Origin of the sequence: Streptomyces sp. NPDC046759, from assembly GCF_040645475.1 — a bacterium.
Taxonomy (GTDB): domain Bacteria; phylum Actinomycetota; class Actinomycetes; order Streptomycetales; family Streptomycetaceae; genus Streptomyces.
Genome location: NZ_JBEYYJ010000001.1, coordinates 579,669 through 605,593 on the forward strand (window position 1 = coordinate 579,669; position 25,925 = coordinate 605,593).

Consider the following 25,925-nt stretch of genomic DNA (forward strand, 5'->3'; position numbering starts at 1 on the left):
GGCATCAGAAATATAGATTGTTGACTGAGTTCACACAATGATTCCCGGAGGCTCCATCGCCCGGCATCCCGATCAGTCTCTAGTCTGGTGCTCGCCCGCCGCCGGCCCGTGACCCGAGGACGCCCATGCCCCGTCTCGCCCTCTCCGACGACTTCGTCGCGGATCTGATCTCGTTGCAGCGACCGGTTCAGAAGGACGTCAACGACGCGATTCAGATGTTCCGGGGCCTGACCGTGCCTCAACTGCACGCCAGCAAGGGAATGCACCTGGAGAAGCTCGAAGGAGCGCGCGACCCCCGGATCCGCACGATCCGGATCACCCGGTTCTACCGGGGGGTGCTCCTCGCCCCGGACGACGGGAGCGGGCTGTACACGCTGCTGCGGGTCGCACCGCACGACGAGGCGATCAACTGGGCCTGCAAACGCGCCTACTCGGTCAACGGGGCCACCGGCGGACTGGAGGTCCGCAATGTCGAGGCGCTCGAACAGATGGAGACCTACTTCGAGACGAAGGCGGTCGAGACACCGGCACGTCTGTTCGCCCAGCACTCCGACACCGTGCTGCGCGATCTGGGCATCGACGATCAGGTGCTGCGGCTGGCGCGGGTGTGCGTCACGGCGGACGACCTGACCGTCATGGCGCCGCCCATGATGCCCTCCGACCAGTACGAGGTGCTGGAGTACCTGGCGGCAGGCTACTCGCCCGAGGACGTCTGGGAGCAGCTGATCGCCCCGCGCGGGCAGACGGTTCGCACGGCCGAGGACCGGCCGGCCGTCACGCTCAGCGAGGCGATCCTCAACACGCCCAACCGCATCGTGGAAGTCACCGGCCCCGGTGAGCTGGAGCGCATCCTCACCGAGGATTTCACCCGCTGGCGCGTCTTCCTGCACCCCGCCCAGCGCCGGTACGCCTACCATCCCGGATTCAACGGACCGGCTCAGGTGACGGGCGGCCCAGGCACCGGCAAGACCGTCGTCGCGCTGCACCGGGTCCGGCATCTGCTGCGCTCCGGGCACGAGGACGACCGGATCCTGCTCACCACCTTCACCAACGCCATGGCGGCCGCCCTGCGGGACAGCCTCGCCCTGCTGCTCGGCGACGCCGACGCCCACCTGCTCGACCGGGTCGACGTCACGACGGTGGACTCGCTGGCCGCCCGGGTCATACGTGAGGCGAGGGGCAGTTCGCCGAAGCCGTTGTCGGCGGCAGCCGAGAAGAGCGCCTGGACCCGTGCCGCCGCCCGCGAGGACCTGCCCTGGTCCGAGCGCTTCCTCTCCCAGGAGTTCCGGGGCGTCGTCCTGGCTCAGGGCCTGCGGACGCCCGAGGAGTACCTGCGCTGCGTGCGCAGGGGGCGCGGGACGCAGGTCGGACGGGTGCAGCGGGCGCGGCTGTGGCGGGTGATGGAACGGTTCACGGCGGACCTGACCGCGCGCGACTCGGCGACGTACACCATGCTCTGCGACCAGGCCGCCCGGATCCTGGCCGAGAAGGGGCCGCGCTACCGTCACGTAGTGGTGGACGAGGCGCAGGACCTGCACCCGGCCCAGTGGCGGGTACTGCGCGCCTGCGTCGCCGAACAGGACGACGACCTGTTCCTCGTCGGCGACCCGCACCAGCGCATCTACGACTCCCGGGTCTCGCTTCGCTCGCTGGGCATTCATGTGCGGGGGCGCACGTCACGGCTGCGCATCAACTACCGCAGCACCGAGGAGATCCTGCGCTGGTCGGCGTCGCTCCTGGACGGTCAGCCGGTGGGCCGGCTCGGTGAGGACGACGACGATGAGGGCGGCCCCGACTCGCTGCGGGGCTACCGGTCCGAGCTGCACGGCCGCGTTCCGGTGGCCCGCGGCCACGCCGGCCAGGACGACGAGCTGCGGGCGCTGGTGGAGCAGATCCGGGTCTGGGTGGACCAGGACGGCGTCAAGCTGTCCGAAGTGGCGGTGTGCGCCCGGTTCAACACGCTGGTCGACGCCGTCATCACGCGTCTGCGCCGGGAGGGCGTACCGGCGGTCGCGGTCAAGGACGACCCGGGCCCGGACGTGTCGGGTGTGCGCGTGGCGACGATGCACGCGATGAAGGGACTCGAGTTCCGCTGCGTGGCCGTCGTGGGCGTGACGTCGAGCGTGCTCCCCTTCGCTCCGCAGGTGACGCCCCCCGACGAGGACGCCGTTCAGCACCGTTCCGATCTGCTGGCCGAGCACTGCCTGCTCTTCGTCGCCTGCACGCGGGCGCGTGACGCACTGGCCGTCTCCTGGAGCGGTCAGCGCAGCCGCCTGCTGGACCCGGTCGCCGACTGAGACACGCGCGGCCCTGTCACCAGCGCGGTACGTGTGACAGGGCCGACGGCCGAAGAGGTCAGGCCCTTATCTCCCGGACGACGACCGTGCGCTTCTTGCCCTGGGACGCGTCGTACGAGATCTCACGTCCGGCGGGCTGCCACATCAGCGCATGGCCGAGGGGGGACGACGGAGAGACGATGTCCGCCTCCTCGGTGGGCAGTTCGGCGACGGTGTACAGGGTGTCCCCTTCGAGTTCGCCGTCGAACTCCAGGACCAGCAGCGCGCCCGGGATCACCACGTCCGGGGCGGTCGGTTCCCGTCCGACGCCGACGGCGTCGAGGAACGTCCGCAGGAATGCGAGGCGCTTCGTGCGCCGGTCACGCTGGTCGGCCCGCGTCCTTCTGAGGAAGACGAGCTGCGCCGCGTCGGCCCCGTCGGGTGTCTCGTCGGGGGCGTCGAGGGCCGCCTGCAACTGCTGTGCCTCCCGCACCAGCCGCTGGAAGGCCGCGGCGGGGATCTGCCGGACCGGCAGTGAGCCCGGCGTGACCGGCGACGGCGTCACGTCGGGCTCCGCCGGCCGGGCCGGACCCTCGGAGGGTCCGGTGCCGGCGCGGTTCTTCGAAGACACCATGGACGGCTTCGCCGAGGCCGGCATCGCCTCCAGGGCCGGTCCACGCAGCGACTCGCGCGGATCCACGGGCGACGGTACGGCCTCCACGGCGACGGCTTCCGTCGCCGTCGCCGTACCGCCCGAGTCCTCGCTCGGTTCGCTCCCGCGCGCGGTCACCACGCTTTCGTCGTCCGGCTGCGTCCCGCCGCGCCCGGTGTCGGGTGCGGTGCCCGACGGCTCCGTCTCCTCCCGCACCGGCTCGATGCCCAGCCGTTCCAGCTCGGCCCACAGGGGCGCCAGCGCCTGCTCGCGGTCGAGGTGGAACCGGCTGCCCCGGATCCGGACGAACGTCCAGTCGACGCGTTCCAGGTCTCGCTGTCGGGCCGCCGCGGTGGAGGCGTCCTCGCCTTCGGCGAAGGCGTCACCGTCGCAGGCGACCGCGAGCCGGCGCGTCCCGCCCTCCACCACCAGATCGAGGGTGTGGCGCCCTACCTTGTACCCCGGACGGACGCGATAGCCCCGCGCCGTCAGTTCCAGGTAGACCTTCTGCTGGAACAGACTGTCGAACGCTTCGTGCCGGACGTCGGGCAGGACCTCGCCCTGGACGGCGGCGGTGTCCTCCTCCGCGGGCCGGGTGAGGTGGTCGAGCCACCGTCGGCGCAGGTCGTTCTCGTGGAACTGTTCCGCACGCGCGCTGTGGAACACCCACACCTGGTCCTGGGCGCGCGAGGCCGCGACATTGATCCGCTGCTCGTAGGTCTTGCCGTTGAAGCCGCCCGGGACGGATCCGCCGGCCGTGGAGGGTGAGTTGACACAGGAGACGAACATGACGTGCCGCTCGTCGCCCTGGAAGTCCTCGGCGTCGCCGACCCGGATGCGCCGCTCCTCCCGCTGCTCGTAGTCGAGGCGGTCGGTCAGCAGGTTTTCCAGTTCCGCCAGGTGGCCCTTGCCGGCGCGGAGACTGATGACCCCCATGGTCTTCCCGTCGTAGGCCGGATCGGCGCAGCACCGCACGATGGCGTCGACGAGCGCCTCGGCCTCGGCGGGGTTGCACAGCCGGGAGTTGGCGCCGAGGGCTTCACCGTGTTCGACGTGCACGGTGCGGACCGGGGGCAGCCGGTCGGCACCGTACTGTCGCAGGGGCAGCAGATCGCGGTTGTAGCAGAGGTCGTTGGAGAAGGAGATGATCTCCGGCATGCACCGGAAGTGCTCCTTGAGCATGAGCGTGCCGCGGCCCGCCGAGAGGGCTTCGGTGAGGTCGAAGAAGCTGGAGTCGGGGCCGAACAGGCTGCGGACGTCCGGTTCCAGCGCGGTGAGCAGGCGGTCTCTGAGGTGGAAGTACTCGTCCTGCTTGAGGCCGACGTTGGACGGGCTGACCTGCTTGCTGTCGCCGACGACGACCATGCGGTCGGCGAGCCAGCTCAGCAGCATGGCCTCCAGGCCGGACTGGCTGGCCTCGTCGACGATGACGACGTCGAACATGCCGGGCCGGTCCATGGGCACTGTCTCGGCGACCTGGTGCAACGGCATGATCCAGGCCGGCACCGCCGTCTGTGCCTTGCGGAGGGCGGCCTGGGCGTCGCGCCGGTAGCGGTGCTGGTACTTGCCCTTGATGCGCCGGGCGGCCTGCTGGTAGGCGCTGAGTGCCCGGGACTGGTCGCCGGTGAGCAGGCCGAGGCAGCGGTGCCAGGCGCGGGCGGCGGCGAGCCGGGCGAGCATGATGCGGGCCTCGTCGTCCGCCTCCGTGAGCCGTTTGCGCAGGGCGCGTTCGGCCTCGGGGTCGGTCAGCCGCTCCATGCGCTCTCGCCACGCGGACCAGGCCCAGGCCTTGGCGAGCGCGGGCAGCCGGGTGTCCCAGGCGGTGTCCTCGTGGGTGGCCGTGATGCGCTCGGCCAGAGCCGGGAACGCCTCGCGGACACAGGTGAGGGCCGTGTCCTGTTCGGCCCGCCGCCGCGCGGCTTCCCGCACCTCGGCCATCTCTTCGCTGAACGATCGGTAGCCGTCGGGGTCCCGGTCGCGTACGGCTTCGAGGGCGCGCACGACCGCGGGTGCGGCACTGGGCCGGTCGCTCCAGGCGCGCAGCAGTTCCTCGGTGTCCGCGATGACCTTGCGGGACTCTTCGGCCGCGCGCAGCGTGGTCGCCGCGCGCAGCGTGGTCGCCGCGCGCAGCAGGGTGCGCACGGCGTGCTCGACGGAGGCGTCGTGCCAGGTGGCGACGGCGAGCGCCGGTGAGGTGGCCGCGGCGGTCAGGACGTCGGTACGCGCGGCGGCGACGGCGAGCAGCGCGTCGAGCACCTCCGCCTCCTGACGCAGTCGTGCGAGACGGGGCCCGTGTCCGTGCCAGGCGGTGGCGGGAGTGCCCCACTCGGACTCCACCTGGGCCAGGCGCAGTTCGAGCCGGATGCGGGCGAGGACGACAGCCGCCGTCGGGACGTCCTCCGGAGTCCGTCCGTCGACCCGTACGGCGTCCACGAACGCGCCGACCGTCTTCGCCAGCTTGGAGCGCATGCCGAGGGGCCCGCGCAGCTTCTGGCCCTGACCGAGCCCGTCGTGCAGAGCGGTCGCCTGGGCGAGCGCCGTGGCCGGGTCGTACCGGTCCAGGCCGCTGACCATGGCCGTGCCGAGCGTGGCGAGCGAGGCGTCGACGGCGGCGAGGGCAGCGGAGACGGCGGCCCGCCGGCTGCGCGCCTGCCAGTCCTGGCCCTCGGTCACCTCTTTCAGCAGCACCGTGGCCCAGTCGCCGGCCGGAGCGGCGAGCGACGCGGCACGGGCGCGGGCGGCGGAGAAGGCGTCGAGCGCCGAGGACAGCCGCTGCTGTTCGGCCTCGCTCAGGCTCCGCACCGCCGCGTCGTGCTCCGCGCACAGGGGATCCCGGCGCGCGGCGGCATGCGCGTCCTCAGCCGACCGCACGACCCGCACGGCCTCCTCGAAGTCACCGGGACTCGGCAGCTCGGAGGGTCCGGGCACCTCGGCGGCCAGGGCCTGGTGGTCCGGGGTGTACGCGCGGGTGGCGTGCAGCAGGCGCAGGGCCTCGTCGGCGGTCAGGGCGGGCTGCTCCTGCGGGACGGGGCCGAGCCAGTCGTATCGTCCCGTCTCCGCGGTGAGCCGCTCGGCTATTTCCTGGAGGCTGCCGCTGTAGTCGCCGATCTCCGCCTCGAAGCGGTGGGTTTCCTGCTCGCGCAGCACCGCGAGGTCGCGCAGCATGGCCTGCTGAGCTGCGCGGGCCTTGGCGAGTCGTGACTGGAGCGCCTTGACCGCCTTCCAGGAGGCCTTCTCGTCGTAGCCGGCGTACTCGCTGAGTATCCTCTGCACGGACGCCTCCAGCTCGCGCTGGGCGGCCGCGCCGTCCTCGGTGCGGCTCACGCACAGGTCGCGGACGGACGCCGGAAGCTTGTCCCGCAGCACGCGCAGGGCACGCGGGGTGTGGCTGGTGATGAGGACCCGCTTGCCCTGGGCCAGCAGGTCTGTGACCAGGTTGGCGATGGTGTGCGTCTTGCCGGTACCGGGCGGACCCTGGACGACGACGAGCCGGTTGGCGCGCAGGCGTTCGGCGATCGTGCGCTGCTCCTCGTTGGCGGGCAGGGCGAAGTACATCTCGTCGCCGTCGGTCGCGGTCCCGCCCTCCGCCGCCGCGAGGTCCGCCGCGGTGAGCGCGCCGTCGCGGCCCGCGATGTAGCTGAGCAGTTCGGTGGGCGGGGTGCCCGCGTCGATCTGCCGGGCGATGGCCTTGAGCGCGTCCATGGTCGAGCGGCGGCTGCGTTCCCGCAGGACGAGCGCGGGGGTGAGTCCCACCTGCGGAACGTCGAGGCTGCGCGGCTTGGCGCGCTCCACGGTAGGTGCGTAGCTGCCGGCGCTGTGCGCGGCGTTGACCCAGCTGCGCAGGGCCGTGTGCACGAAGTCGAGGTGTTCGGGGTCCGTTACGTCCGAGGCGCCTTCCAGTACCTCGACGATCTTCTCCCGCACGGGACCCGGCACGTGCTGGGCCCCTTCGAGCATGCCCTCTTCGAGTTCCAGTCCGGCGCCGGTCGGATCGGGGGCGGCGGTGAGCGTGCCGGTGGACGGATCGAGCCGGAGGGTGGCACGGTGGGTGACGAGGTGCCGTTCCACCCGCTGCCCCGCGGCCGTCTGCCAGGTCAGGCGGCCGAGACCGAGCACGAGTTCGTAGGCCTCGCCGAGGTTGGCGGCGTCCTCGTGCATCTTGTGCAGCCGGTCGTACAGCCTGATGACGGGGTCGATCGCGCGGCGCCGCTCCGCCCACGCGAGCCATTCCTGTGCCCAGGCGGCGTACAGCTTTTCGATCTTCTCCCGCTGGGGGTGCTCGTCCAGCTCGTGGTAGGTCTTGTCGAGCGGTATGCCCTGCGACCAGTCGGGAAACTCCGGTTCGATGCGCCGGCGCAGGTGTGGGGCGCGGGTCTGCTTGAAGTCGCGGATGCGGTTCTCGTCCACCCACGGGGCGAGCAGAGCCTTGGGGTGCGGCGCGTCCTCGCGCTCGGGGCGGGTGACGGTCAGCCAGGCCGGCTCGTCGGTGCCGAGCATGCCGTCGATCATCACCGCGACACCGTCGTCGTCGGGCAGTTCGTCGAACCACACGGTGCCGGCCGCGCCGTCCAGCGTGCGCACGGGGCGCGTCTTCGACTCCTCCGCCTCTGCGAGGAAGCGGAAGATCTGCCGCACGCGCGCGGCGTCGAGCTCGTCGACGGAGAGTTGAGGTGCGGGTGACGGCGTGACCTGGCGCCCCGGGCCGGACGGTTGCGCGGGGACGGCGTCGAGCGTGTCACGGGCGCTGTGCTGCCGCCCGAATCCACCGGTGCGGATGCCGGGGTCGCCGGGCTCCGCCTGTGTGCCGCTGTCACGGGACAAGGACGCGGCGCCGGTGCCCAGGGTGGCCGGCACGGCGGTCGCGGCCGTGGTGAAGGTGACACTCTCCCGGTCGTGTGTCCCCCGGAAACGGACCTCGATGTCCAGGTCGTCGGCGGTTCCGGCGGGGATGCTGTAGGCCCACGTGGCGGAGAGCCTGCGTCCCGTGCGCAGGGTGCCCTCCAGCTCGTCGTCGAGCAGATCACCGCTGTGGTCCTGCACCTGACGGGCCGTCTTGCCGTACGGGCCGCCGCGCACCAGCAGGGTGATCCCGTCCACGTCGACGGGCCGCCCGGTGCCGTTGCTCAGGTGCAGGGTGCAGCGCACCAAGTCGTCACCCGGCCGATACCCGTGACTGTCGTCGGCGTCGGCCAGTTCGTAGGGCATGACGTCGTCCACCCGTACGTACAAGCCGTCGTCGTACTGGTAGACGGAACCGACCGGCCGCAGGCCGTCTCCCGGCACGCTCTCATCCTGACTCACACGCCCCACCCCACTGTGTGCCGAGGGCCAGCTCATGACCCGTTCAGTGACATCTCGCCCAGCCGCCTCAAGCCGTCCACAAGGCGCCCCCCGACGCCCAAACTTGAGTGTGAACTGAGCACACGCGGCGAGCGTATCAGCAACTCCCGACGGCACACGCCGCCTTGAGACCAGCCGGGCCCGCAAGCTCAACGGTGACCGATCCAACAGCGACCCGCGCCCCCCGGCGTCACGACAGATGCCAGTACCGGCACTGAAGGGTCATTGACACAGTTCACATCTACACAGCAGGATCTCAGGGCGTCACCGGTGTATTGCGCGTGACGTCGTTCCCGGAGAAGGGCAATCGCGCCATGGACATGCAAGTGGTCGACGTCTCGCCCCAGCTGGCGGCACAGTGGCTGACCCGCAACACCAACTCCGCGACGCCTTGCAGCACGGCATCGCCTTCAACCGCGGATGCCGCATCACCGTCACGGCCGCGACGATCGGCTGGTACGTCACCACCGAGGCCCGGCCCGACATCGATCAGTCCGCCTGGGAGGAGGGAGTCGTCACCGGCGCGCGTCTGGAGCCGGGCGACCCGCGTCTCACGCTGCGCAACACCATGCTCAACCTGGCACTGGGCAACGCACACCGGCGTCGCGACGACTCACGTGAGCACCTGCTCTACTACCTCAAGGCGTGGAACGCGTGGGTCGAGGGCCGCAGCATCAAGCTGCTGCGCCGCTCCCCCAACGAGATCATGCCCCGCATCTCCAGTCGCTCGGCCCTGGCATCGGCGGACAACAGCGCCTGACTAGGCATAGATTCAGCGGACAGCCGCCCCAGGCGCGAGCAACGCCGGGACAGGGATGGGCCGGGCCTGTGGCACTCGGCAGGGGAGACATGGGAAAGGAGGCGCATGCGCGCCCAGGAGATCACCTTCCTCAAGCTCGTCCAAGGGGACAAGCAGTTCCAGGTGCCGCTCTACCAGCGCACGTACAGCTGGGGCAGGGAACAGCTCCAGCGGCTGTGGGAGGACGTCGGGGAACTCGTCGAACAGCATTTGGCCGGTGAGACGGCGGCACCGCACTTCCTGGGTTCTGTGGTACTCGCGCCGGGCCAGATCCAGGCGGGCGGGGTGCAGAGGTGGCTGGTGGTGGACGGACAGCAGCGGCTGACCACGCTGATGCTGGCGTTCACGGCGCTGCGTGACCACCTGAAGGAGACGGGTGACGCGCGCGGTGTGGACCGGGTGCACCGCCAGATTCTGGTCAACGAGTTCCACGAGGGTGCGGACCATTACCGGTTGCTGCCCACGCAGGCGGACCGTGAGGCGTACACCGCCTGTGTCCAGTCCCGGGCCGACGCCGGCGGTGGCGACAACATCGGGGCGGCCTACCGGTTCTTCCGCGGTGCGCTCGCCGAGGGTCACGAGGCGGGCGACGAGCGGTGGACCGCCACGGTCGAGACGGTCCTCAAGGACCTGCTCTCCATCGTCGAGATCACCGCCGAGTCCGGCGACAACGTCTACCGGATCTTCGAGTCGATCAACAACACGGGTGTCGGGCTCAGCCAGAGCGACCTGCTGCGCAACTACGTCTTCATGCTGCTGCCCAAGCGAGGCGAACGGATCTACCAGGAGCTCTGGCTGCCCATGCAGCAGAGCCTGGGTCCGAAGAACCTTGAACTGCTGGTCTGGCTCGACCTGGTGGTGCGTGGCCACTACAAGACCAAGCAGAGCGAGATCTACCGGGAGCAACAGAAACGACTCCAGCCGCTGGCCGGCGACGAGGACGCGCTGCAGCGCGAGATCGAGCAGCTGGCCGAGCGGGCCGGCCGGTTCCTGCGCATCGTCGAGCCCAGCCGTGAGCAGTCCCCTGCCCTGCGCGCGGTCCTGGAACGCCTGGCCTCCTGGGGTGGCCAGACGCACTACCCGCTCGCACTGCACCTGCTGGACCTGCTCGCGGCCGGCCGAACGACTCCGGACGACGCGGCGCAGGCGCTCGGCTACGTCGAGTCCTACCTGGTACGGCGTCTGATCTGCCAGACGCCGACGACCGGCCTCAACCGAATCTTCATGGAGGCGCCGAAGGAGCTGGAGACCGACCGGCCCGGCGCCGAGGCGGTACGACGGTTCCTGTCCGGCCGTCGCCGTCGCTGGCCGAGCGACGAGGAACTGCGCGAGGCGATCCGCACCAAGCCGTTCTACTGGAGCGGCCGTCCTCCACAGCGCAGTTACATCCTCCGCCGGCTGGAGGAGAGCTACCGTCCCTCTGAGCCTGTGGACTTCGCCAAGGCGTCCTTGAGCGTGGAGCACGTCCTGCCGCAGCGACCCGCTCCGGCGTGGTTCGACCTCCTCTCCGAGGAGACCGAGCCGAACCAGACTCCGCAGGAACTGCACGACCTGCTGGTGCACACCCTCGGCAACCTCACACTGACCGGCGACAACGGCAAGCTGTCCAACCACCCCTTCGAGCGCAAGCAACAGATCCTCGACTCCAGCGCCCTGCGCATGAACCTCGAGATCGCCTCGGCGCAGCGCTGGGGCAAGGCGGAGATCCTGGCGCGCGCCGACCGCCTGTCCGAGCGCGCGGTGAACCTGTGGCCCGGCCCGATCGGCGGGGTCAGGCCGACCGGTGAGGAGTCCCCGGGCTGGGCCGAGCTGCGGGCCGCGCTGGTGGCGATGCCGAGCGGCACGTGGACCACGTACGGCGATGTCGCCGAGCTGATCGGCAGCCACCCGGTGGCCGTCGGAGCGTACCTGGGCGGCAACTCGACGGTGATCGGCGCCTACCGAGTGCTCACCTCGGAAGGCAAGATCTCCCCTTCCTTCCGCTGGGCGGACGGCGACGACCGGCAGCCGCCGCAGGAGCTGCTGGCGAGCGAGGGCGTGCGCTTCGACACCTGGGGCCGGGCGCACCGCTCGCAACGCCTGACCGCGGCCGAGCTGGCGACGCTGCTGGGTAAGGACGTGGCACAGCCCGCGGCGCACGACCCGCTCCCCGAGGGGGAGGACGCGGCTGCGGCCGAGCGCTTCGGCGCGCAGCTGCAGGAGCACTGGCCGGACGCGCGCCCCGGCGTCTTGGGGGCCCTCGACTTCTGGCGCCGGCAGGGCGGATACGTCAACTACGGCCGTCATGAGGAGACCAGTTGCTTCCCGATGCTGGACGCCGGGACGAGCCGTAGCCCGCACCTGCTCTGGCCGGTCGCGATCTACCCGGTGAGCGGCACGGTCGAGGTGGTCTTCCAGCACCTGAAGTCCCGCACGCCCTTCGACGACACCGAACAGCGCCGGGAGCTTCTGCACCGCCTGAACAAGATCGCGGGTATCGACCTGCCCGAGGCGAAGCTGGAGCTGCGCCCGTCCTTCCCGGTGACCGTCTTTGCCGGGCACGGTGACGAGATCTGCGAGGTGCTGGACTGGTTCGTGGGGGCGGCGGCGCTAGATCTGGCGCGGCGGGACTGACTGTGGTCGGACACACCGCGGGCAGCCGCTCCGGCGGTGGCTCTGCGCGGATCCCGGAGGAGGACCGGACCACCGGCCACGAGGGAGCGGAGGGCACGGTCGGCGAGCGGGAGCGGCCCAGGGAGTTCCTGCTTCCTTCCTTCCCCGACCCAGCCGAGGTGGGCGCTGCGCTTCGCCGCCGGAGCTCCGGACGGCGACTCGGTCGCCTGCGTGGCCGGGGCGCTGCTCGGAGCGCTGCACGGCGCGGAGGCGCTGCCCGTCGATCTGATCAGCCGCCACGAACTGGCCTGGGTCCTCGACACCCTGGCCCGCGACCTCGTCGTCCAGCTCACCGACTCCCCCAGCGGCGGCGAATACACCGCCGGCTGGGACCAGTACTGGTGGGACCGCTATCCCGGGTGGTGACCAGCGGCACCAGCCCTGTCGGCGGCGCTCTGGTCGTCCGATGGCAGGAGAGCGGCAGCCGCGGTGCGCAGCAGGCGGACGAGTTCAGGTGTGTCGGCCGCGGGGTCGTGCGCGTACAGGAGGTTGCTGGCGAGCATGGCCCGTTCCGCGGTCGTGCCCTGCAGAAAGTCCGCCGAGCCGGCCAGCCGCTCCGCCCAGGCCGGAACGGCGGCCCTCCATTGCACCCGCCGCTGCTCGAGAGCGAGTTCGGCCCGCCTGGCCCGCGCCTTGGTGAGGGCGCGCCGGATGTAGACGGACTGCACGGGGCAGTCGGAGCCGAACATGCTGCGGGCGAGGTCCCTGCCCCGACGATCCTGAGCCGCGGGCGTCCGAGCCGCCAGGTACTGCTCGTCGTTCAGCAGGGCCTTGCGCAGCTGCTTTCCCCACCGCTTGAGGTGGGGAAAGCAGGCCTGTTCTTCCCGTACGGCCCTGATGTCCCGCTCCCACGCCTTCAGCCGGCGGCCGAGTTCCTCCGCCCAGTCGGCCTGGACCTGGTGACGATGCACCTGGTGGCGAGAGCGGAACAGTGCGGTGAAACCGCTCAGTTCGTCATCGCGCCGCGCCGCCTCCGCCCGCACATGCTTCAGACCGCGCAGACCGGGATGCGTCAGGTCGCGTGCTCCGTCAAGGCGCCTGGCCCAGCCGCCGTGATACCGCTCGATCAGAACTTGGTCAGGCTGCTGGTCAGCGACCTCCAGCAAGAACAATTCGCGGTCGTTCCAGTCGACGATCGATGTGCGAGCGCCCTCCGGAGCCCGGTCCGGCCCGCCGGGACGGAGCTCCGCGATGACCTCGATTCCGGGCCGGTCGCGGCCTGCCCGGACAGCCGCCGGATCGTCCAGCAGACCGTGCAGCCCCGCGAGCAGCAGGTCGAGCTTCTCCGCCACCGACCGCTGGTCCTCGAGCCATTCCAGGGCGCGATCGCTGGCCTGCACCTGGACGCTGAAGGTGCCGTCGCTGCCGAGGAAGTCGGATCCCGGAATGCATCCGTAGGCGGCGAGTTCTTCGGTGGCCGCCTTGATGACGCAGGCGTCCCGGTCCCCCGGAGAACCCGCCACAGCCGGCACGGGCAGGGAGAAGGTCAGAGTGTCCACGTAGGTGGCGTTGCCCGGCAGCCCCAGATCGTCGTACAACTCGATGGTGTACTCACCTGGGCCGACGCTGCCGATGTAGGCACTCACCCAGCCATGGACGCGACAAGCGCCGTCGCCCTCGTCGTACTCGTCTCCGTCATCCTCGCCATCCCCTCCGCCCATAGAACCCTCCACGGAGTCCATCGCCCAGGCCTTCCATGCCTCATCCGGATCGCCACCTGCGGCCTCCAGCCAGCCGTTGGGTTCAGCCAGACCGTGATGGACGGCAGCGGAGGCGAAGGGGACGGCGTCACGGGCACGCGTTCCGACGATGTCCGGGTCGATGCCCGCACGAACCAGGGTGTTGGCGTCTTCGAGACTGCACCCCAACTCGAGGAATCTCACTCTGGCGGCGTCGTTCCCACCCATGCCCAAGCCCTCCCACTCTGCTGATGCGGACGACCTGCTCGGTCGCCCGATGACCGGGTAGCCCGCCACCCCCATGAGGCAACCGTTGTCAAAGGCCATATCAGTATGGGCTGTCGTGCGCTAAGTTCACAACGATTCGCTACCTGAATCGACGCCCAGGCTGTCCATCGGCGCGCGGGAGGCATAGGCTCGCCCAGCAGCACATGGCCCACGGGGAGGGGACCGCCCATGCGGAAGGGCAGCCACGCATACCGACAGGCGCTGGACGCTCTGGTCGGGATTCTGCGGAACCGAGCGCGCCAGGGGTCGGAACCCTTGCAGTCCGGCCGGCTGAGCAACGAACTCCGGTCGACGAACTGAGGGCCCTCGCGGCGTATCACGCCCGCCGTTGACGCCTCACCCCGTCAGCACACAGAAGCATTGCGGCCCTGCCTGCCCGCCGTGGCCGAGGTGCCGCGCCGGTCAATCCGCTCCTGCTGTGCTCGCCGCGTCTTCGGACCTCCGATTCCCCTGACATCCCATCAGTCCGCTGGCCCGCTGGGGCAGACCAACAGTTCAAGGAAGTGTTCGTGAGCGAGAACGGCTCCGGCGGAAGAGTCCAGCCCGCCCGCCCCGGCGATCCCACCGGCATAGGCCCGTACCGCATCGTCGGCCGTCTCGGTGCCGGAGGCATGGGCACCGTCCACGCCGGAGTCACCTCCGACGGAATGCGGGTGGCGGTCAAGGTGGTCCACCCCGAGCATGCCCAGGATCCCGAGTTCCGGGCCCGGTTCAGGCGTGAGGTGGAACTGTCCTCCCGGGTCACCGGGCCGCACCTCGTCCCGCTGCTCGCCGCCGATCCGGACGCGCCGACGCCGTGGCTGGCCACCGCCTACGTGCCCGGGCCGACGCTGAACCAGCACGTGAGCGCGCACGGGCCCCTCGACGAAGGAAGCCTGTACGCCTTCGCCGCCGCCACGGCACAGGCGCTGGCCGCCATTCACGCCGCAGGGGTGGTGCACCGCGACGTGAAACCGCAGAACGTCCTCCTCACCCCCTCCGGGCCCCGTGTGCTGGACTTCGGCATCGCCCATGCCGCCGACGGCACCAGCGTCACCCGGACCGGGGTGATGACCGGTACCCCCGGCTGGATCAGCCCCGAGCAGTACCGTCAGGGCACCGCGGGTCCGGCGGGCGACGTGTTCGCCTGGGGAGCGCTCGTGGCCTACGCGGCCACCGGACGGCTGCCGTTCGGGGTGGGAGCACCCGACGTGGTGGCCTTCCGTGTGATGTCGGGTGAGGCGGATCTGGACGGCGTCCCCACCGCCCTGCGCGGAATCGTGGAAAAGGCACTGTCCAAGGAACCCGGTGACCGCCCGTCGGCCGCCGAAGCCGCCCGTGAGTGCGCGGTCCGGCTGGCCTCCGAGGCAACCCAGGTGGGGAGCACCGGCTCGAGACCGGTGACGGCCGTGGACATGGTCGCGGCGGTGTGGCATGTGCCGGCCGGGGATGATCCCTCATGGCACCTGACCACGGGCCGGAAGCAGCCGAAGCGGCTGGTCGGCGGCCTGGTCCTCGCGGCGGGCGTCATCGGCGGCCTGGCCGGAGGAGCGGCTGCGCTGCTGCCGGGAGACACGGGCACCGACACGCACGCGTCGTCGGTGGTGGCCTCGGCCTCGTCGTCCTCTTCGGCCGGATCCGCGCAGCCGTCCACGAAGGCGGTGCAGGGAGACGCGGCGGCGAAGCAGCAGACCGCGAGCGGCGACTCGGCGACCGCGGAGAGCTGGAGCCAGGCGCGGGAGGCTCAGGGCGCGGGCGAGCACGACGTGGCGCGCGCGGTCCTGCACGACGAGGGTGTCGTCGCGCAGGAGCTGAGCGACGGCGCCGACTTCTCCCCGGAGACCGTGCGGTTCCACGCGTCGCGCCAGGAGGTCTACCTCTCGTACACGCTCAGCTCCGACGAGCAGGGCGCGATGTACGCGGAGACGGAGATCGCCAGGAACATGTGTCTGACGGCGCGGGATGTCGTACTCCGTCTGCACCCGGATCTTCCGTACCGCCGTTACGTGATGGTGAAGGACGAACCGGGCCAGGACCCCGAGGTCACCTGGCAGGACGACTTCGTCACCAACTCCAAGTGCCAGGTGGCGGCCGACGACGGCAGCGGGCAGGCCCCGGACGGCAACGCGCAGGACTGGGCACCGGACGAGGACGGCCTCGGGCAGGCGATGATCCCCAGCACCGACGGCGACGAGATCCGGGTCGCCGACCACCTCGCCCGGAGGATCATCCAGCGGAGCAACTCCATGCGCCAGGCCCTCGGCACCGACCGGGTGCTCGGCAACGCGGAGATCAAAGTGGGCTTCGACCCGGGCAACTCGGTGATGTACGTCTGGTCGGACTACGCACCGTGGACCGAGGGCAAGGCCGAGTCATGGGCGGCCATGGCCGCCGGCGAGGCGTGCCGGGCTCTCGTGGACCAACGGGAGAGCGCGGGTAGCGCATGGCCGTACTCGCGCTACGCCGTGGCGCAGATCGGCGGGAACCACTACCTGATGATGCGTTGGGGCGACGCCACCACCCGGGCCGCCTGCCCTGCCTGAGCGATACACCTGAGTTGTTGCCGGGGTTGACCCGCGACCTTGTCGAGGCCCGCAGTTCACCAGCGATCACAGTCGAAAGGGACAAGTTCAATGAGCGCTTACGCCGACCCACTCGTCGACGGCGCAACCCCGATGAGCGCGTACGAGAAGCAGGTATGGGACACGCTCGACGAACACTGGCAGCGCCGCAACAACCGCCGTGGTCTGCCGAACTGGGCGAGCGCCGCGCTCGGTCGCACCGGTGAGGTCGCGGGAAACGCCGCGAGACGGGTCAAGGACGCCGTGCCGGAGGCGGTCTCGGAACCGATCCGTCGCGCTGGCGACGCCGTCGCCGACAAGGCCGTGCGGCCGGCGCTCGCAGGCGCGGCAGCGCTGCTCGAACTGGTCAACGACTGGGCCATGGAGCTCAACGACCCCAAGAACGTCGAGGAGCTCGCGCGCAAGCGAGGCTTCGACATCGACACTTTCACCGAACTACGGGAACAGGACCTCAAGGTCTGCGACCGGCTGCTGACCCGCAACACCCTCAAGTGGCGGACCACCGGCGCATTCGAAGGCGGCGCCATGGGCCTGCTGGCCATGGTGCCCGTCGCCGGTATCCCCGCCGCGATGACAGCGGACATCCTCGTCGTCCAGGTCCTGAGCGCGTCGATAGCGGCGCGCATCGCGTACTCGTACGGATACGACGCCAAAGACCCCAAGGAGCAGGACTTCATCCAACGCCTGGTGCAGCGGTCCTTCATGACGCAGGCGGCCAAAGCCAAGCCGTTGCGTGATGCCGCACGGGCGGCGAACGCGGTCAAGGGACGCGTGAACTGGTCACAGAAGCTCCGCCAGGACCACCGTCTCCTGGCCGCCCTCGAGAAGTTGATGCAGCAGCTGGGCCCGGCCGGCTCCAGGGTGCCGGTCAAGAACGTCGCCAAGGTCGTGCCGGTCGTGGGAATCCTCATCGGTGCCGGCATGAATTCCGCGGTCCTCGGCAGGGTGGCCGCCGACGCCCAGCGGTACTGCCAGACCCGGTTCCTGTGCGACAAGTACGGGCTGCCACTGCCGGCCGCACTGACGACCGACCAGGACGACGACCCCGAGACCGACGCCACGTAGGTGGTGCCGCCGGGTCTCCGCCGGCCGCTCGCGGACCTCGGTCAGGGTCCTGGGAGGTACCCGAACCACCGGCTCCCCCCAGCGAAGGCGAGTACACCGTCAGCTGGGGCGAGTACTGGTGGGCACGCTACCCCGGCTGCAGGCCGAAGGGCGGGGCGAGGTGGCACGGGCTGTGTCGGCACGAGGGGGACCCGGCGGCACTCATGGCGGGAACACCGCTCACCTCGGCCTCTTCGCCCTTCGCGGGTCGCCGCCGGGCAGGGGCCGTGCGCCCTGCAACGGGTTCTTCCCCTTCTTCCCCTGCTGGGTCTTCTTCCCCTGCTGGGTCTTATTCGCCCGTGCCGACTGCTTGGCGGCCGCGGTTTTCTGCGCCTGCGCCGCTTTGGCGGCGCGCCGGCTCTTCCTGGGCTTGCCTTCCGGTGTGTCCGGTCGGCTGTCCAGCCAGCGGCGGGTGGTCACCATCTCGGCCACGAGCTCGCTGTATTGGGGTTCCGGCAGCCTCGTCAGCGCCTCCTCCGCCCGCGCCATGAGAGCCGTGGCATACCTGGTCCTGGGGCCGCTCGTCTGCCGCGCGTTGCGCAGGGCGTGCCGGATCTCCGTGTCACGGAGCAGGGGAACACCGGCGAGGTGCGCCGGCTTCGGCCGGGCCGCGGACTTCTGAACCTTGCCGCCCTTGACATGGACGATGGTGTGGCGCTCAGCGGGTTCCGCACTCTGCTGCGCGGCGAGCCGACCGTCCGGGGTGAGCGGCAGCCGCGGCGGAGGTGTACGGGACGGCCCCCCGTACACGGCGAACGCCCGGTCCGCCTCGCGCTGGCACCATCGCTTGAGTACCGCCGCCGTCGCGGGAACGCCGCAACCGACGGCGGCGACCACGTCCCTCACGTAGGGCGCAGGATCGTTCTCCTCGGCCCTGATCAGCGACGACAGCAGCGGGCTCCCCTCACCGCCGGCGGCCCGCTCCACGGCGACCAGCAGGCCGATCCGGTCGGGGACCGACAGCCCGAGCAGGTCACTCCCGGCGGTCCGGGACAGTGCCTCCCAGGTGGGCCGGGTCCGGAACCTGGCGGCGCTGACCAGTGCCTCCTTGAGCGCGAGCACCTGCTCTTCCCTGGACCGCCGCCCCGGCGTCTCCGCGCGCCCGGTTCCCGCGTCGGCGGCCGGGCGGGGACCCGGACGCCTACGCGTCTGGGCTCCCGGAACCCGGAGCCCCTCCGGGGTCATCGCACAGGCGTCGAGGGGCACCCAGTCGGTACTGCGCCGGGGGTCCTCCGCCCTCAGACGGATGCGTCGTACGGCACCGTGCGTCTCGAACCGGAAGCGGAGCAGGTACCCGTACTCGTCGTACAGCTCTTCCATGGTCTCCGGCTGGGCCGTGCCCGGACCGAAAACCCAGTCGAGGGTCGCCGATTCGCTGGAGAGCCTTTGGCGGGCCTGCTCCCACTCGGTGTGCGCGAGCCTGCTGAACTGGAAGCGCACATGCTGCCTGGCCGCGCCCACCCGGAAGTCGACGGCGTCTGCGGGACCGGTTCCGAGGTCGCGTGAAGTAGTCCGTGCCTTCAGCTTGTTGCGTCCGGCCCATGCGGCGAGGTCGTCCTTGATGAACAGGTGGTCCGCGCTGGCCGCGCCGGTGGCCGTACGGTGGCAGGAGGTGTGGGGCCGGTGAGCGAAGTGGCAGACCTTGTCGCGGTACAGCCGGTCCGACAGCTCGTTGCCGCAACCGCCGAGCTGGGTACCGCACCAGTAGGTGTACGCCGGGTGGCGCCGGCGCCAGCGGGTCAGTTCGTCCGCGTCCGTGGGCAGGATGATCGCGCGTCCGGAGTCCGGGCCGCCGATCACCGCGGTCTGCACGAGTCTGCCGTCCGAGCCGATCACGTATTCCTCCCCCGAGCCACGCGTGCCTGCCGGGAAGGCGGGCAGCGGTTGACCACCGTCAGTATCTGACCCATGCACTCAGTTCACAAGAGAGGAGGTTCTATTTCGGGTGTTCGGGTGCGGTGGGGTGGGCGGCGGCATAGGCTCGGCGGCCGTCGGAACACGAGGCCGGGAGGGGCACATGCAGAAGGGCACGCTCGAGTACGAGCAGGCTTTGGACGCCGTGATCGAGATCCTGCGTTCGCGAGCACGGCAGGGGGCGGCGCCCATTCCGTACGGTGACCTGAGCAGGGAGCTGGCTCGGCTCGGTCATCACGTCCCCGCCCACGAGGGCCCCATGCCCTACCTCTTGGAGGACGCCTCGGCGCGGGAGAGCCCCGATGGGTCACTGCCCCTGCTGTCAGCGCTCGTAGTGCTGCAAGACAGCGGCCGGCCGTCCGGCGGCTTCTTCAAACTGGCCAGACGCGCACCGTACAAGCGGCCGGGGGATGACACGTTGCTGTGGGTCCGGGAGATAGAGAAGCTGGCGGAGCACTACGGCGGACGCTGACGGTCTTGCTCGTCGGGGTTGCGGCGGCTTTCGCGGACGGGTGGGTCACGAGCCCGTGGTGTGGAGCGGCACTTCCGCCCAGATGGTCTTCGTGTACGCGTCGCGGGCCTCGTATCCCCAGCGGTCCGCGTAAGCCTGGACGAGGAGAAGTCCGCGGCCCGATGTCGCGTCGGCGGACTGTGCCGTCGCGGGCGACGGCAGGCGCTCGGGGCGGGTGTCCGTGACCTCGATACGGAGGGCCTGGCGCAGGTGGAGCAGGGTCAGGCGGAAGTCGCGGCCGGGGAGGCTGCCGTGGCGGACGGCGTTGGAAGCGAGTTCGGCCGTGACCAGGGCGACGGTTCGGGCGGGGTCGGAGTCGTACGGCAACCCTGTCCACTCGGTGAGCTGCTGGACGGCGAGTTGGCGGGCCAGGCGGGCGCCGCGTCTGGTGCTGCTGAAGCGCAGGGTCAGGTGGTGGGTGGGGGTGCGGGGCTGCGCCTCGTCGGCGAGGTGGGGCTGTGTCACGTGGTCAGCGTGGAGGGGAGGGTAGGGCGGTGACCAGGTACAACGGCCGTACGTCGGGGGCGTCGTACGGAGGGGGCGGTGTGGGGTGGCGTCGGTTGTACTGGGCTTGTACGGCCGTTGTACGGGTCCCGGGCCGTGTCCCCGTTTCTTCGGGCCGCGTTGGACATGGCCCCAGCGGCGTGCCGGGTGACGCGCGTGGCCGGGGTGGTGTGGCGGGGTCTGCTGCGGGACGGAAGGGCGTGAGAGCGTGACGACGGTACGGGATGCGCGCAACAGGCGGGCGGTGAAGGCGAGGGAGGAGGGGCCCGACCTGCCGGGCGTGTGGGCGGCGTACGGGGTGCTGCTGCAACATCTGCGGAAGCGGGCCGGGTTGAACCAGCAGCAGCTCGGGGATGCGATCGGCTACTCGCCGGAGCAGGTGGCCTCGGTCGAGCAGGGGCGGCGGCCGGCGAAGGCGGCGTTCACTGTGGCGGCGGAGCGGGTGCTGGAGGCCGGTGGGGTGTTGGAGGTGCTCCAGGACGAGGTGGACCGGGCTAAGTTGCCACGGTTCTTCCGGAACTTCGCGGTGATCGAGGCGGAGGTGGTGAGCCGGTTCTCCTACGATCCCCTGCTGGTGCCGGGGCTTTTGCAGACGGAGGCGTATGCGCGGGCGGTGTTCGCCGGGCACTGCCCGCCGCTGAGCGAGGAGATCGTCGACCAGCACACAGAGGGGCGGCTCAGTCGACAGAGGCTGCTCACGCGGGTACCGCTCGCCGAGTTGTCGTTCATCATCGGTGAGGAGGTGTTGCGTGATCCGGTCGGCGGCCAGGAGGTGATGCGCGAACAGTGGCAACGACTGCTGGAGGTGAGCGCATCGCGGAACGTGGAAGTCCAGGTCATGCCCGCCGGGCGAGGGTTTCATCCGGGCAAGAACGGTCCGTTCGTGGTGGTGGAGTCCCACGAGCATCGGCACCTCGGGTACTTCGAGTCCCAAGGAGTCGGGTGCGTCGTCTCAGAACCCGCCGAGGTCAGTGCCTTCGCGTTGCGGTATGGCAAGCTGCGATCGCAGGCCCTGAACGTCGAGGAGTCTGCGCGGCTCATTGAGCGGATGGTGGGAGAGACATGAGCGTGGAGCGGGTGGCCGAGAACGGGGACGGGCTGCACTGGTTCAAGAGCAGCTACAGCGGATCGGACGGCGGCGACTGCGTGGAGGTGGCCGCCGGTGTGAATGCCGTGTACATCCGGGACTCGAAGGCCGTGGGTGGCGGGCCGGTGCTGCGGATCGGCCGGGGCGAGTGGGCGGCGTTCGTGGCGCTCGCGGTGGAGTAGAGCCGAACAGGTCTCTGAGCGGAACAACGGGCTCCTCGCGTCGCTTAGGGTGACGCGAGGAGCCCGTTGTCATGCCGCCGGCTCAGAAGAGGGCGCCTTCAGCGCCCTCACCGAAATCCGAACCACCTCGTGCGGCGAGCTGCTCCTTGCGCTTACGGATGGCCTCGGGGGACGGCTGGGGCAAGTCAGGGTGCTTCTCCCTCGCCTTCTTCTCCGTCACTCCCTTGTGCAGGCCGAGGTGAACCTCATCGGCGTACGCCTGGTGGTTCAACTGACGCAGCCGGTCGATGATCTCGGTCCGGGCAAGCAGGCTGATGGTGTAGCGGGTGCCCTGGCCGGTCTCGTGGAAGCCGTGGTCGAGCGGGAAGGTGTCGTGGGTCGGGTCGCGAGGCAAAGTCTGGCCGGAGTCGTCCAGAAGATCGTGCCAGCCGTAAGCCTCGATGGTCGCCAAGTCGATCTCCTCATGGATGCGACGGAGCTCAACGATGTCCTTGTCCTGGCAGCCGGGATTGTGTAGCAAGTTGTACGTATCGGTCAGTCCCATGTTGCGGCCGAGCATTAGGTCGCGGCGTTGGATGTCAAGGTTCGCTCCTGCGTCCCGGAGGCGAGGGGTCAGCGACGGACGGACGAGTGTCTCGAAGACGTCGGTGGGCGTATAGCGAACCCGCGTTTCCAAAGTGGATGCACGGTCGATTGCCCACCAGTAGTGCAGAGAACTGCTTAGCACGGCAAAGAGTGCCGTGTTGTCGGAGACAAACACGCCGAGGGTGTTGGAGAACACCTGACCGGTGGGCACCATGGCTGGCATGACAGCCTTACTCACCAGAGCGATGACGATGCACCGATCTAGAGCTGTCACGGCCTTCACCATGGCAAGCTGCTTCTCAGCGAACTGCCACCAACGTTCCCGATACACTTTACGGTTGCTCCGGTCCCGCTCCGGCTTCACTTCGGCCAGAACCTGCCGATAGGCCTTGTCATAGACCTGAGCCCTCTCCACGGGCCAATCGCGAAAGTTGATAATCCACCGCTCAGTTCCGTGCTGCACATCGGTGTTCACATCCTGGCCGTTGAGGAACGGGTACAGGACGTCGCGGTACCGCGCATCCTCCGCGATCAATGCGTGAGCCTCATACTCGGGGAGTGTGAAACCCAACCCCAGAACCACGGATCCCTGGAAGCACATACCGCGGCTTACGGAGAGGGCTTCGGCCCAGTTCCGTTCCCGACTCGCCGGATTCAATGACGTGGAGATGCCACCAGGCACCGCAATGCCGTCCAGTACAGTCATGGCTCGGCTGGCAGGCACCGTTCGGCTCGTCCATACGGCGCAGTATTCAAGGAGGGCGGATCGTGAAGGCCAGGGAGCACTCTTGACGGCCCTCCGGATCGCCACGCCGCGACTCTCCAGTTGGTCAAGGCTCACCTCACGCGTGTCACCCTGAGCCAGGGTATTTGTGGCGATCAGCCCCGTATGCCCAGCAGAGTTCAGTAGTGAATCCGCGCGCAGCGCGAAGTAAGCAATGAGATCGGCGCTGCCTCGCTTGCCTTCTGCAACGTGGTCCACCAGGTGCTCTCGATACGCTTCACCCAGTGGCCCTGTGAGCTTCTTTCCACCGAGGAATGGCGGGTTCCCCACGATCGCATCGAACCCACCCCGCCGAGTAAACACCTCCGGAAACACCAGCGGCCAATGCACAGGCCGCCGCTCCAGCGCCCCCTCCGGCAGCTCAGCCCCCAGCCACTCTTCCGCCCTGGCCCGAGCCTCCCGCACCACCTCGGAGTCGTCCTCGACCCCGTCCTCCATGATCCGCTGGACGATCCACGCCGCCTGCGGGAACAAGTCCCGGACCCGCTCCCCGCCGTCCTCCGCGTACCACGGCACCCGCCCCGAAGCACAAGTGCCCAGCGCCGCCCCCGCGAGAAGGTCCCCCACCAGCCGCAGCCGCCGAGAATGCCGGTTGACCTCCTCCAGCCGCTCCCGCTTCCTCTGCAGCGCCGGCAGGTCCACGCCCTTGATCGCCGTGATGGCCAGGCGCTCTCGCGTCAGCTGGTCCACCAACTGCCGGGCCTGCTCGGCCAGGATGTCGGCCTGCTGCTCCGGCTTCATGTGGACGCCCTGGATCTGCTCCATGCTGTGCACGCCGAGCAGCGAGTCGCCGCACACCAAGCGGTCGTCCAGGAACGTGAACGGCCGCTCCGGGTCCATCGACACCAGCCACAGCGACAGCTTGGCCATCTCCACCGCCATGGGGTTGATGTCCACCCCGTACAGGCAGTGCTCGATGATCTGCCGCCGGGCCTCGACAACCACCGGGTCCTGCTCCGCGTCGGCAGCAGTCACCGCCTCGACAGCACGCCCCGCCCGGTACACCATCGCGTCCGCGCGGCCCTCGTTCTCCCAGGCCTCTATCAGCCGGTCGCCGAGGTAACGGCAGGCCGCCACCAGGAACGCCGCCGAACCCATCGCTATGTCCGCGACCTTCAGGTCCAGGATCTGCTCGGAGGTCTTCAGCCGCCACTCCCCCGTGTCCGCCGTCTGGAGCGGGCCCGGCTCGTACACCAGGGGCTCCAGCGCGTGCAGCACGACCTCCTCCGCCAGGAAACGAGGCGTGTAGTGCGTGCCGGTGTTCTTGCGGAGCGATGACTCGGTGACGTACAGGGCGCCGTTCGGGATGACCGTCGGCAGGCCCCGCAGATCGTCGCGGAGGATGCCGGCGAACGGCAGCAGGCGCTCCGTCAGCGCCGGGTCCTTCGTCACCGCGTTCAGGCGGCGACGCGTCTCCGCCGCGGCCTCCGCCCCCACAGGCGCGAGCTTCTTCTCCAGCTGTCCCGCCGTCGCGGGCGGCTTCGGGTCCTTCCACTTCTCGTGGATGGACTTCGCGAGCGTCTTCAGCGAGCCGCCCGACTTCGCCGCCAGCGACTCGAGCTCCCGGAGCGGGACTTCGTGCTCCAGGCCCTCGGGGCCGATCAGCCCCACCATGTGCTCGGTCGCGCGGCGGCCGTCGTAGGACAGCAGGCCCTCGTAGACGTAGCCGATCTGTTCGACGTCCAGCGCGCGGAAGCTGAGCGTGCGGACCTCGCGGTCCTTGCCCTTGCCGACGCGGACCTCCTGCACCGCCTGGAGCATGTGCAGGACCGTGCGGTCGTCTATCGGGAGGAGCGGGGTGGTGCGTTCCAGCCAGGGGTAGGCGTCGGGGTCGAAGATCGAGCCGTCGTAGGCCGGGAGGTGGAGGCCGGAACCGGGGTGGTCCACTCCCCCGTGGACGGCGTGGAACAGGGCTATCAGGCGGTGCCAGGCCGACCTGGTGTGCTCCAGCGACGCCTCGCCCTCTTCGTCGGCGCGTGCCTTCAACTCGTCGCGCAGGAAGCGGGCGGAGTACGACCGCGCGTAGACCTCGTTGTCCGCCGGGAGCAGGCCACGCTCCTCGGCGAAGAGCAGGAACACGATGCGCATCATCACGGCGACCGCGGCACGGTACACCTCGCCGGCGCTGACACCCGAGGCGTGCAGGCCGGGGGCGCCGTCCTCCATCGCCCGTACGTCCGCGCGGCCGATCGCGTCCACCAGCAGTTCCACCGCCTGGCGGACCTGGACGCCCAGCGCCTCGGTGACGTCCTCGCCCGCCGCGAGGCTCTCCTTGAGCAGGCCCACCAGCGTCTCGGGCTCGTCGTACTCGAAGAAGCGGCGGCGGCGCAGCAGCGAGACGAAGGCGCGGACGACGTTGCGTTCCGCCGCCTCGTTCCAGCCGATCGCGTCGAAGACGGCCGTCGTCGTGACGCCGCCCAGCGGGGCCCACACCAGGCACCACCAGCGGCCGTCCGTCACCAGGCCGAGCGGCACGCCGTGGTGGCGGAGGAGACGGGCGAGGCGGTCGGCGGGGGCCGCCGCCCAGTCGCCGCCTCCGCCGGCCCGAGCGGTGGGCGCGGTGCCCGCCGGGACCGTCATGCCGAGCAGCCGTACCCGCTTGGCGGCGGCCTCGGTGCTGGGCTCGGTCGCCAGGTCGGTGCCCGGGTCGACGAGGACGAAGTCGGGGCGGACCTCGGTGTTGTGCTCGGCGACGCGCAGGGTGAGGCGGTCCAGGCCGTGGTGCTCCGAGTCGCCGACGCGGAGCGTCAGGGCGTCGTTCCAGCCGAGGAGGCGGCTCAGGATGTACGCCACCCACTCGTCGCGGCCCGCGGTCGTGTCCGTCTGCCAGTCGGCGTGGCGGGCGCGCAGCCGGGCGCGCTCCTCCTTCTCCAGGGCGTCGAGCTGGGGCCACGCGCGCAGCAGGACGGGCATGGTGAGGAAGGGGCCGGAGACCTCGGTGAGGTCCAGCCACTCCTGGTGCTGGCGGCGGCCGTCGGCGGCCTTGGCCTTGGCGGCGGCCATGGCG

At 70.2% G+C, this 25,925-nt stretch carries 14 protein-coding genes; 9 read left to right on the forward strand and 5 right to left on the reverse strand.

Translation table 11 applies throughout. The features are described from left to right. The first annotated feature begins 125 nt into the window (after positions 1-125). Positions 126-2,297 (forward strand): UvrD-helicase domain-containing protein, encoded by a 2,172-nt coding sequence (locus tag ABZ919_RS02660; protein ID WP_361241647.1) that lies wholly within the window; start codon positions 126-128, stop codon positions 2,295-2,297. A 58-nt stretch (positions 2,298-2,355) separates the two neighbouring features. On the opposite strand, the gene ABZ919_RS02665 is transcribed toward ABZ919_RS02660, so the two are convergent. Further along, positions 2,356-8,229, reverse strand: coding sequence for an AAA domain-containing protein (locus tag ABZ919_RS02665; protein ID WP_361241650.1), 5,874 nt, complete (start codon positions 8,227-8,229; stop codon positions 2,356-2,358). A gap of 397 nt (positions 8,230-8,626) precedes the next feature. On the opposite strand from ABZ919_RS02665, the gene ABZ919_RS02670 reads away from it, so the two are divergent. The 3 genes from ABZ919_RS02670 to ABZ919_RS02680 all read left to right on the forward strand — a co-directional run bounded on the left by ABZ919_RS02670 (position 8,627) and on the right by ABZ919_RS02680 (position 12,085). Further along, positions 8,627-9,028: a hypothetical protein gene (locus ABZ919_RS02670; RefSeq protein WP_361241653.1), complete on the forward strand. Its 402-nt coding sequence runs from the start codon at positions 8,627-8,629 to the stop codon at positions 9,026-9,028. 105 nt (positions 9,029-9,133) lie between these two features. Then, positions 9,134-11,680 carry a DUF262 domain-containing protein gene (locus tag ABZ919_RS02675; RefSeq protein ID WP_361241654.1) on the forward strand — a complete coding sequence of 849 codons (2,547 nt, stop codon included), beginning with the start codon at positions 9,134-9,136 and terminating at the stop codon, positions 11,678-11,680. 210 nt (positions 11,681-11,890) lie between these two features. Continuing rightward, the gene (locus tag ABZ919_RS02680) at positions 11,891-12,085 is read left to right on the forward strand and encodes a hypothetical protein (RefSeq protein WP_361241657.1); all 195 of its coding nucleotides are present in this window, start codon (positions 11,891-11,893) and stop codon (positions 12,083-12,085) included. Here ABZ919_RS02680 and ABZ919_RS02685 read toward each other — a convergent pair. Continuing rightward, positions 12,070-13,626 carry a hypothetical protein gene (locus ABZ919_RS02685; RefSeq protein ID WP_361241660.1) on the reverse strand — a complete coding sequence of 519 codons (1,557 nt, stop codon included), beginning with the start codon at positions 13,624-13,626 and terminating at the stop codon, positions 12,070-12,072. The genes ABZ919_RS02680 and ABZ919_RS02685 overlap by 16 nt on opposite strands. A gap of 569 nt (positions 13,627-14,195) precedes the next feature. Between ABZ919_RS02685 and ABZ919_RS02690 the strand changes: the two genes are divergently transcribed. Together ABZ919_RS02690 and ABZ919_RS02695 are read left to right on the forward strand one after the other, a co-directional pair. Next, positions 14,196-16,208, forward strand: a complete 2,013-nt coding sequence (locus ABZ919_RS02690; protein WP_361241663.1) for a serine/threonine-protein kinase — start codon at positions 14,196-14,198, stop codon at positions 16,206-16,208. Between the two features lie 90 nt (positions 16,209-16,298). Then, positions 16,299-17,312, forward strand: a complete 1,014-nt coding sequence (locus ABZ919_RS02695; RefSeq protein ID WP_361241665.1) for an EcsC family protein — start codon at positions 16,299-16,301, stop codon at positions 17,310-17,312. A 219-nt stretch (positions 17,313-17,531) separates the two neighbouring features. On the opposite strand, the gene ABZ919_RS02700 is transcribed toward ABZ919_RS02695, so the two are convergent. Next, complete coding sequence (locus ABZ919_RS02700) at positions 17,532-19,187, reverse strand: hypothetical protein (RefSeq protein ID WP_361241668.1); 1,656 nt, start codon at positions 19,185-19,187, stop codon at positions 17,532-17,534. Between the two features lie 181 nt (positions 19,188-19,368). Here ABZ919_RS02700 and ABZ919_RS02705 point away from each other — a divergent pair, with 181 nt between their 5' ends. Next, positions 19,369-19,737, forward strand: a complete 369-nt coding sequence (locus ABZ919_RS02705; RefSeq protein ID WP_361241671.1) for a hypothetical protein — start codon at positions 19,369-19,371, stop codon at positions 19,735-19,737. A 45-nt stretch (positions 19,738-19,782) separates the two neighbouring features. Here the strand turns inward: ABZ919_RS02705 and ABZ919_RS02710 are convergent, their stop codons facing one another. Then, the gene (locus tag ABZ919_RS02710; protein ID WP_361241674.1) at positions 19,783-20,241 is read right to left on the reverse strand and encodes an ATP-binding protein; all 459 of its coding nucleotides are present in this window, start codon (positions 20,239-20,241) and stop codon (positions 19,783-19,785) included. 283 nt (positions 20,242-20,524) lie between these two features. On the opposite strand from ABZ919_RS02710, the gene ABZ919_RS02715 reads away from it, so the two are divergent. After that, the gene (locus tag ABZ919_RS02715; protein ID WP_361241824.1) at positions 20,525-21,346 is read left to right on the forward strand and encodes a helix-turn-helix transcriptional regulator; all 822 of its coding nucleotides are present in this window, start codon (positions 20,525-20,527) and stop codon (positions 21,344-21,346) included. Then, positions 21,343-21,549 carry a DUF397 domain-containing protein gene (locus ABZ919_RS02720; RefSeq protein WP_361241677.1) on the forward strand — a complete coding sequence of 69 codons (207 nt, stop codon included), beginning with the start codon at positions 21,343-21,345 and terminating at the stop codon, positions 21,547-21,549. Before ABZ919_RS02715 ends, ABZ919_RS02720 begins: the two co-directional genes overlap by 4 nt. Positions 21,550-21,631: 82 nt before the next feature. On the opposite strand, the gene ABZ919_RS02725 is transcribed toward ABZ919_RS02720, so the two are convergent. Further along, positions 21,632-25,831, reverse strand: a complete 4,200-nt coding sequence (locus ABZ919_RS02725; protein ID WP_361241680.1) for a DNA methyltransferase — start codon at positions 25,829-25,831, stop codon at positions 21,632-21,634. Positions 25,832-25,925 lie beyond the last annotated feature (94 nt).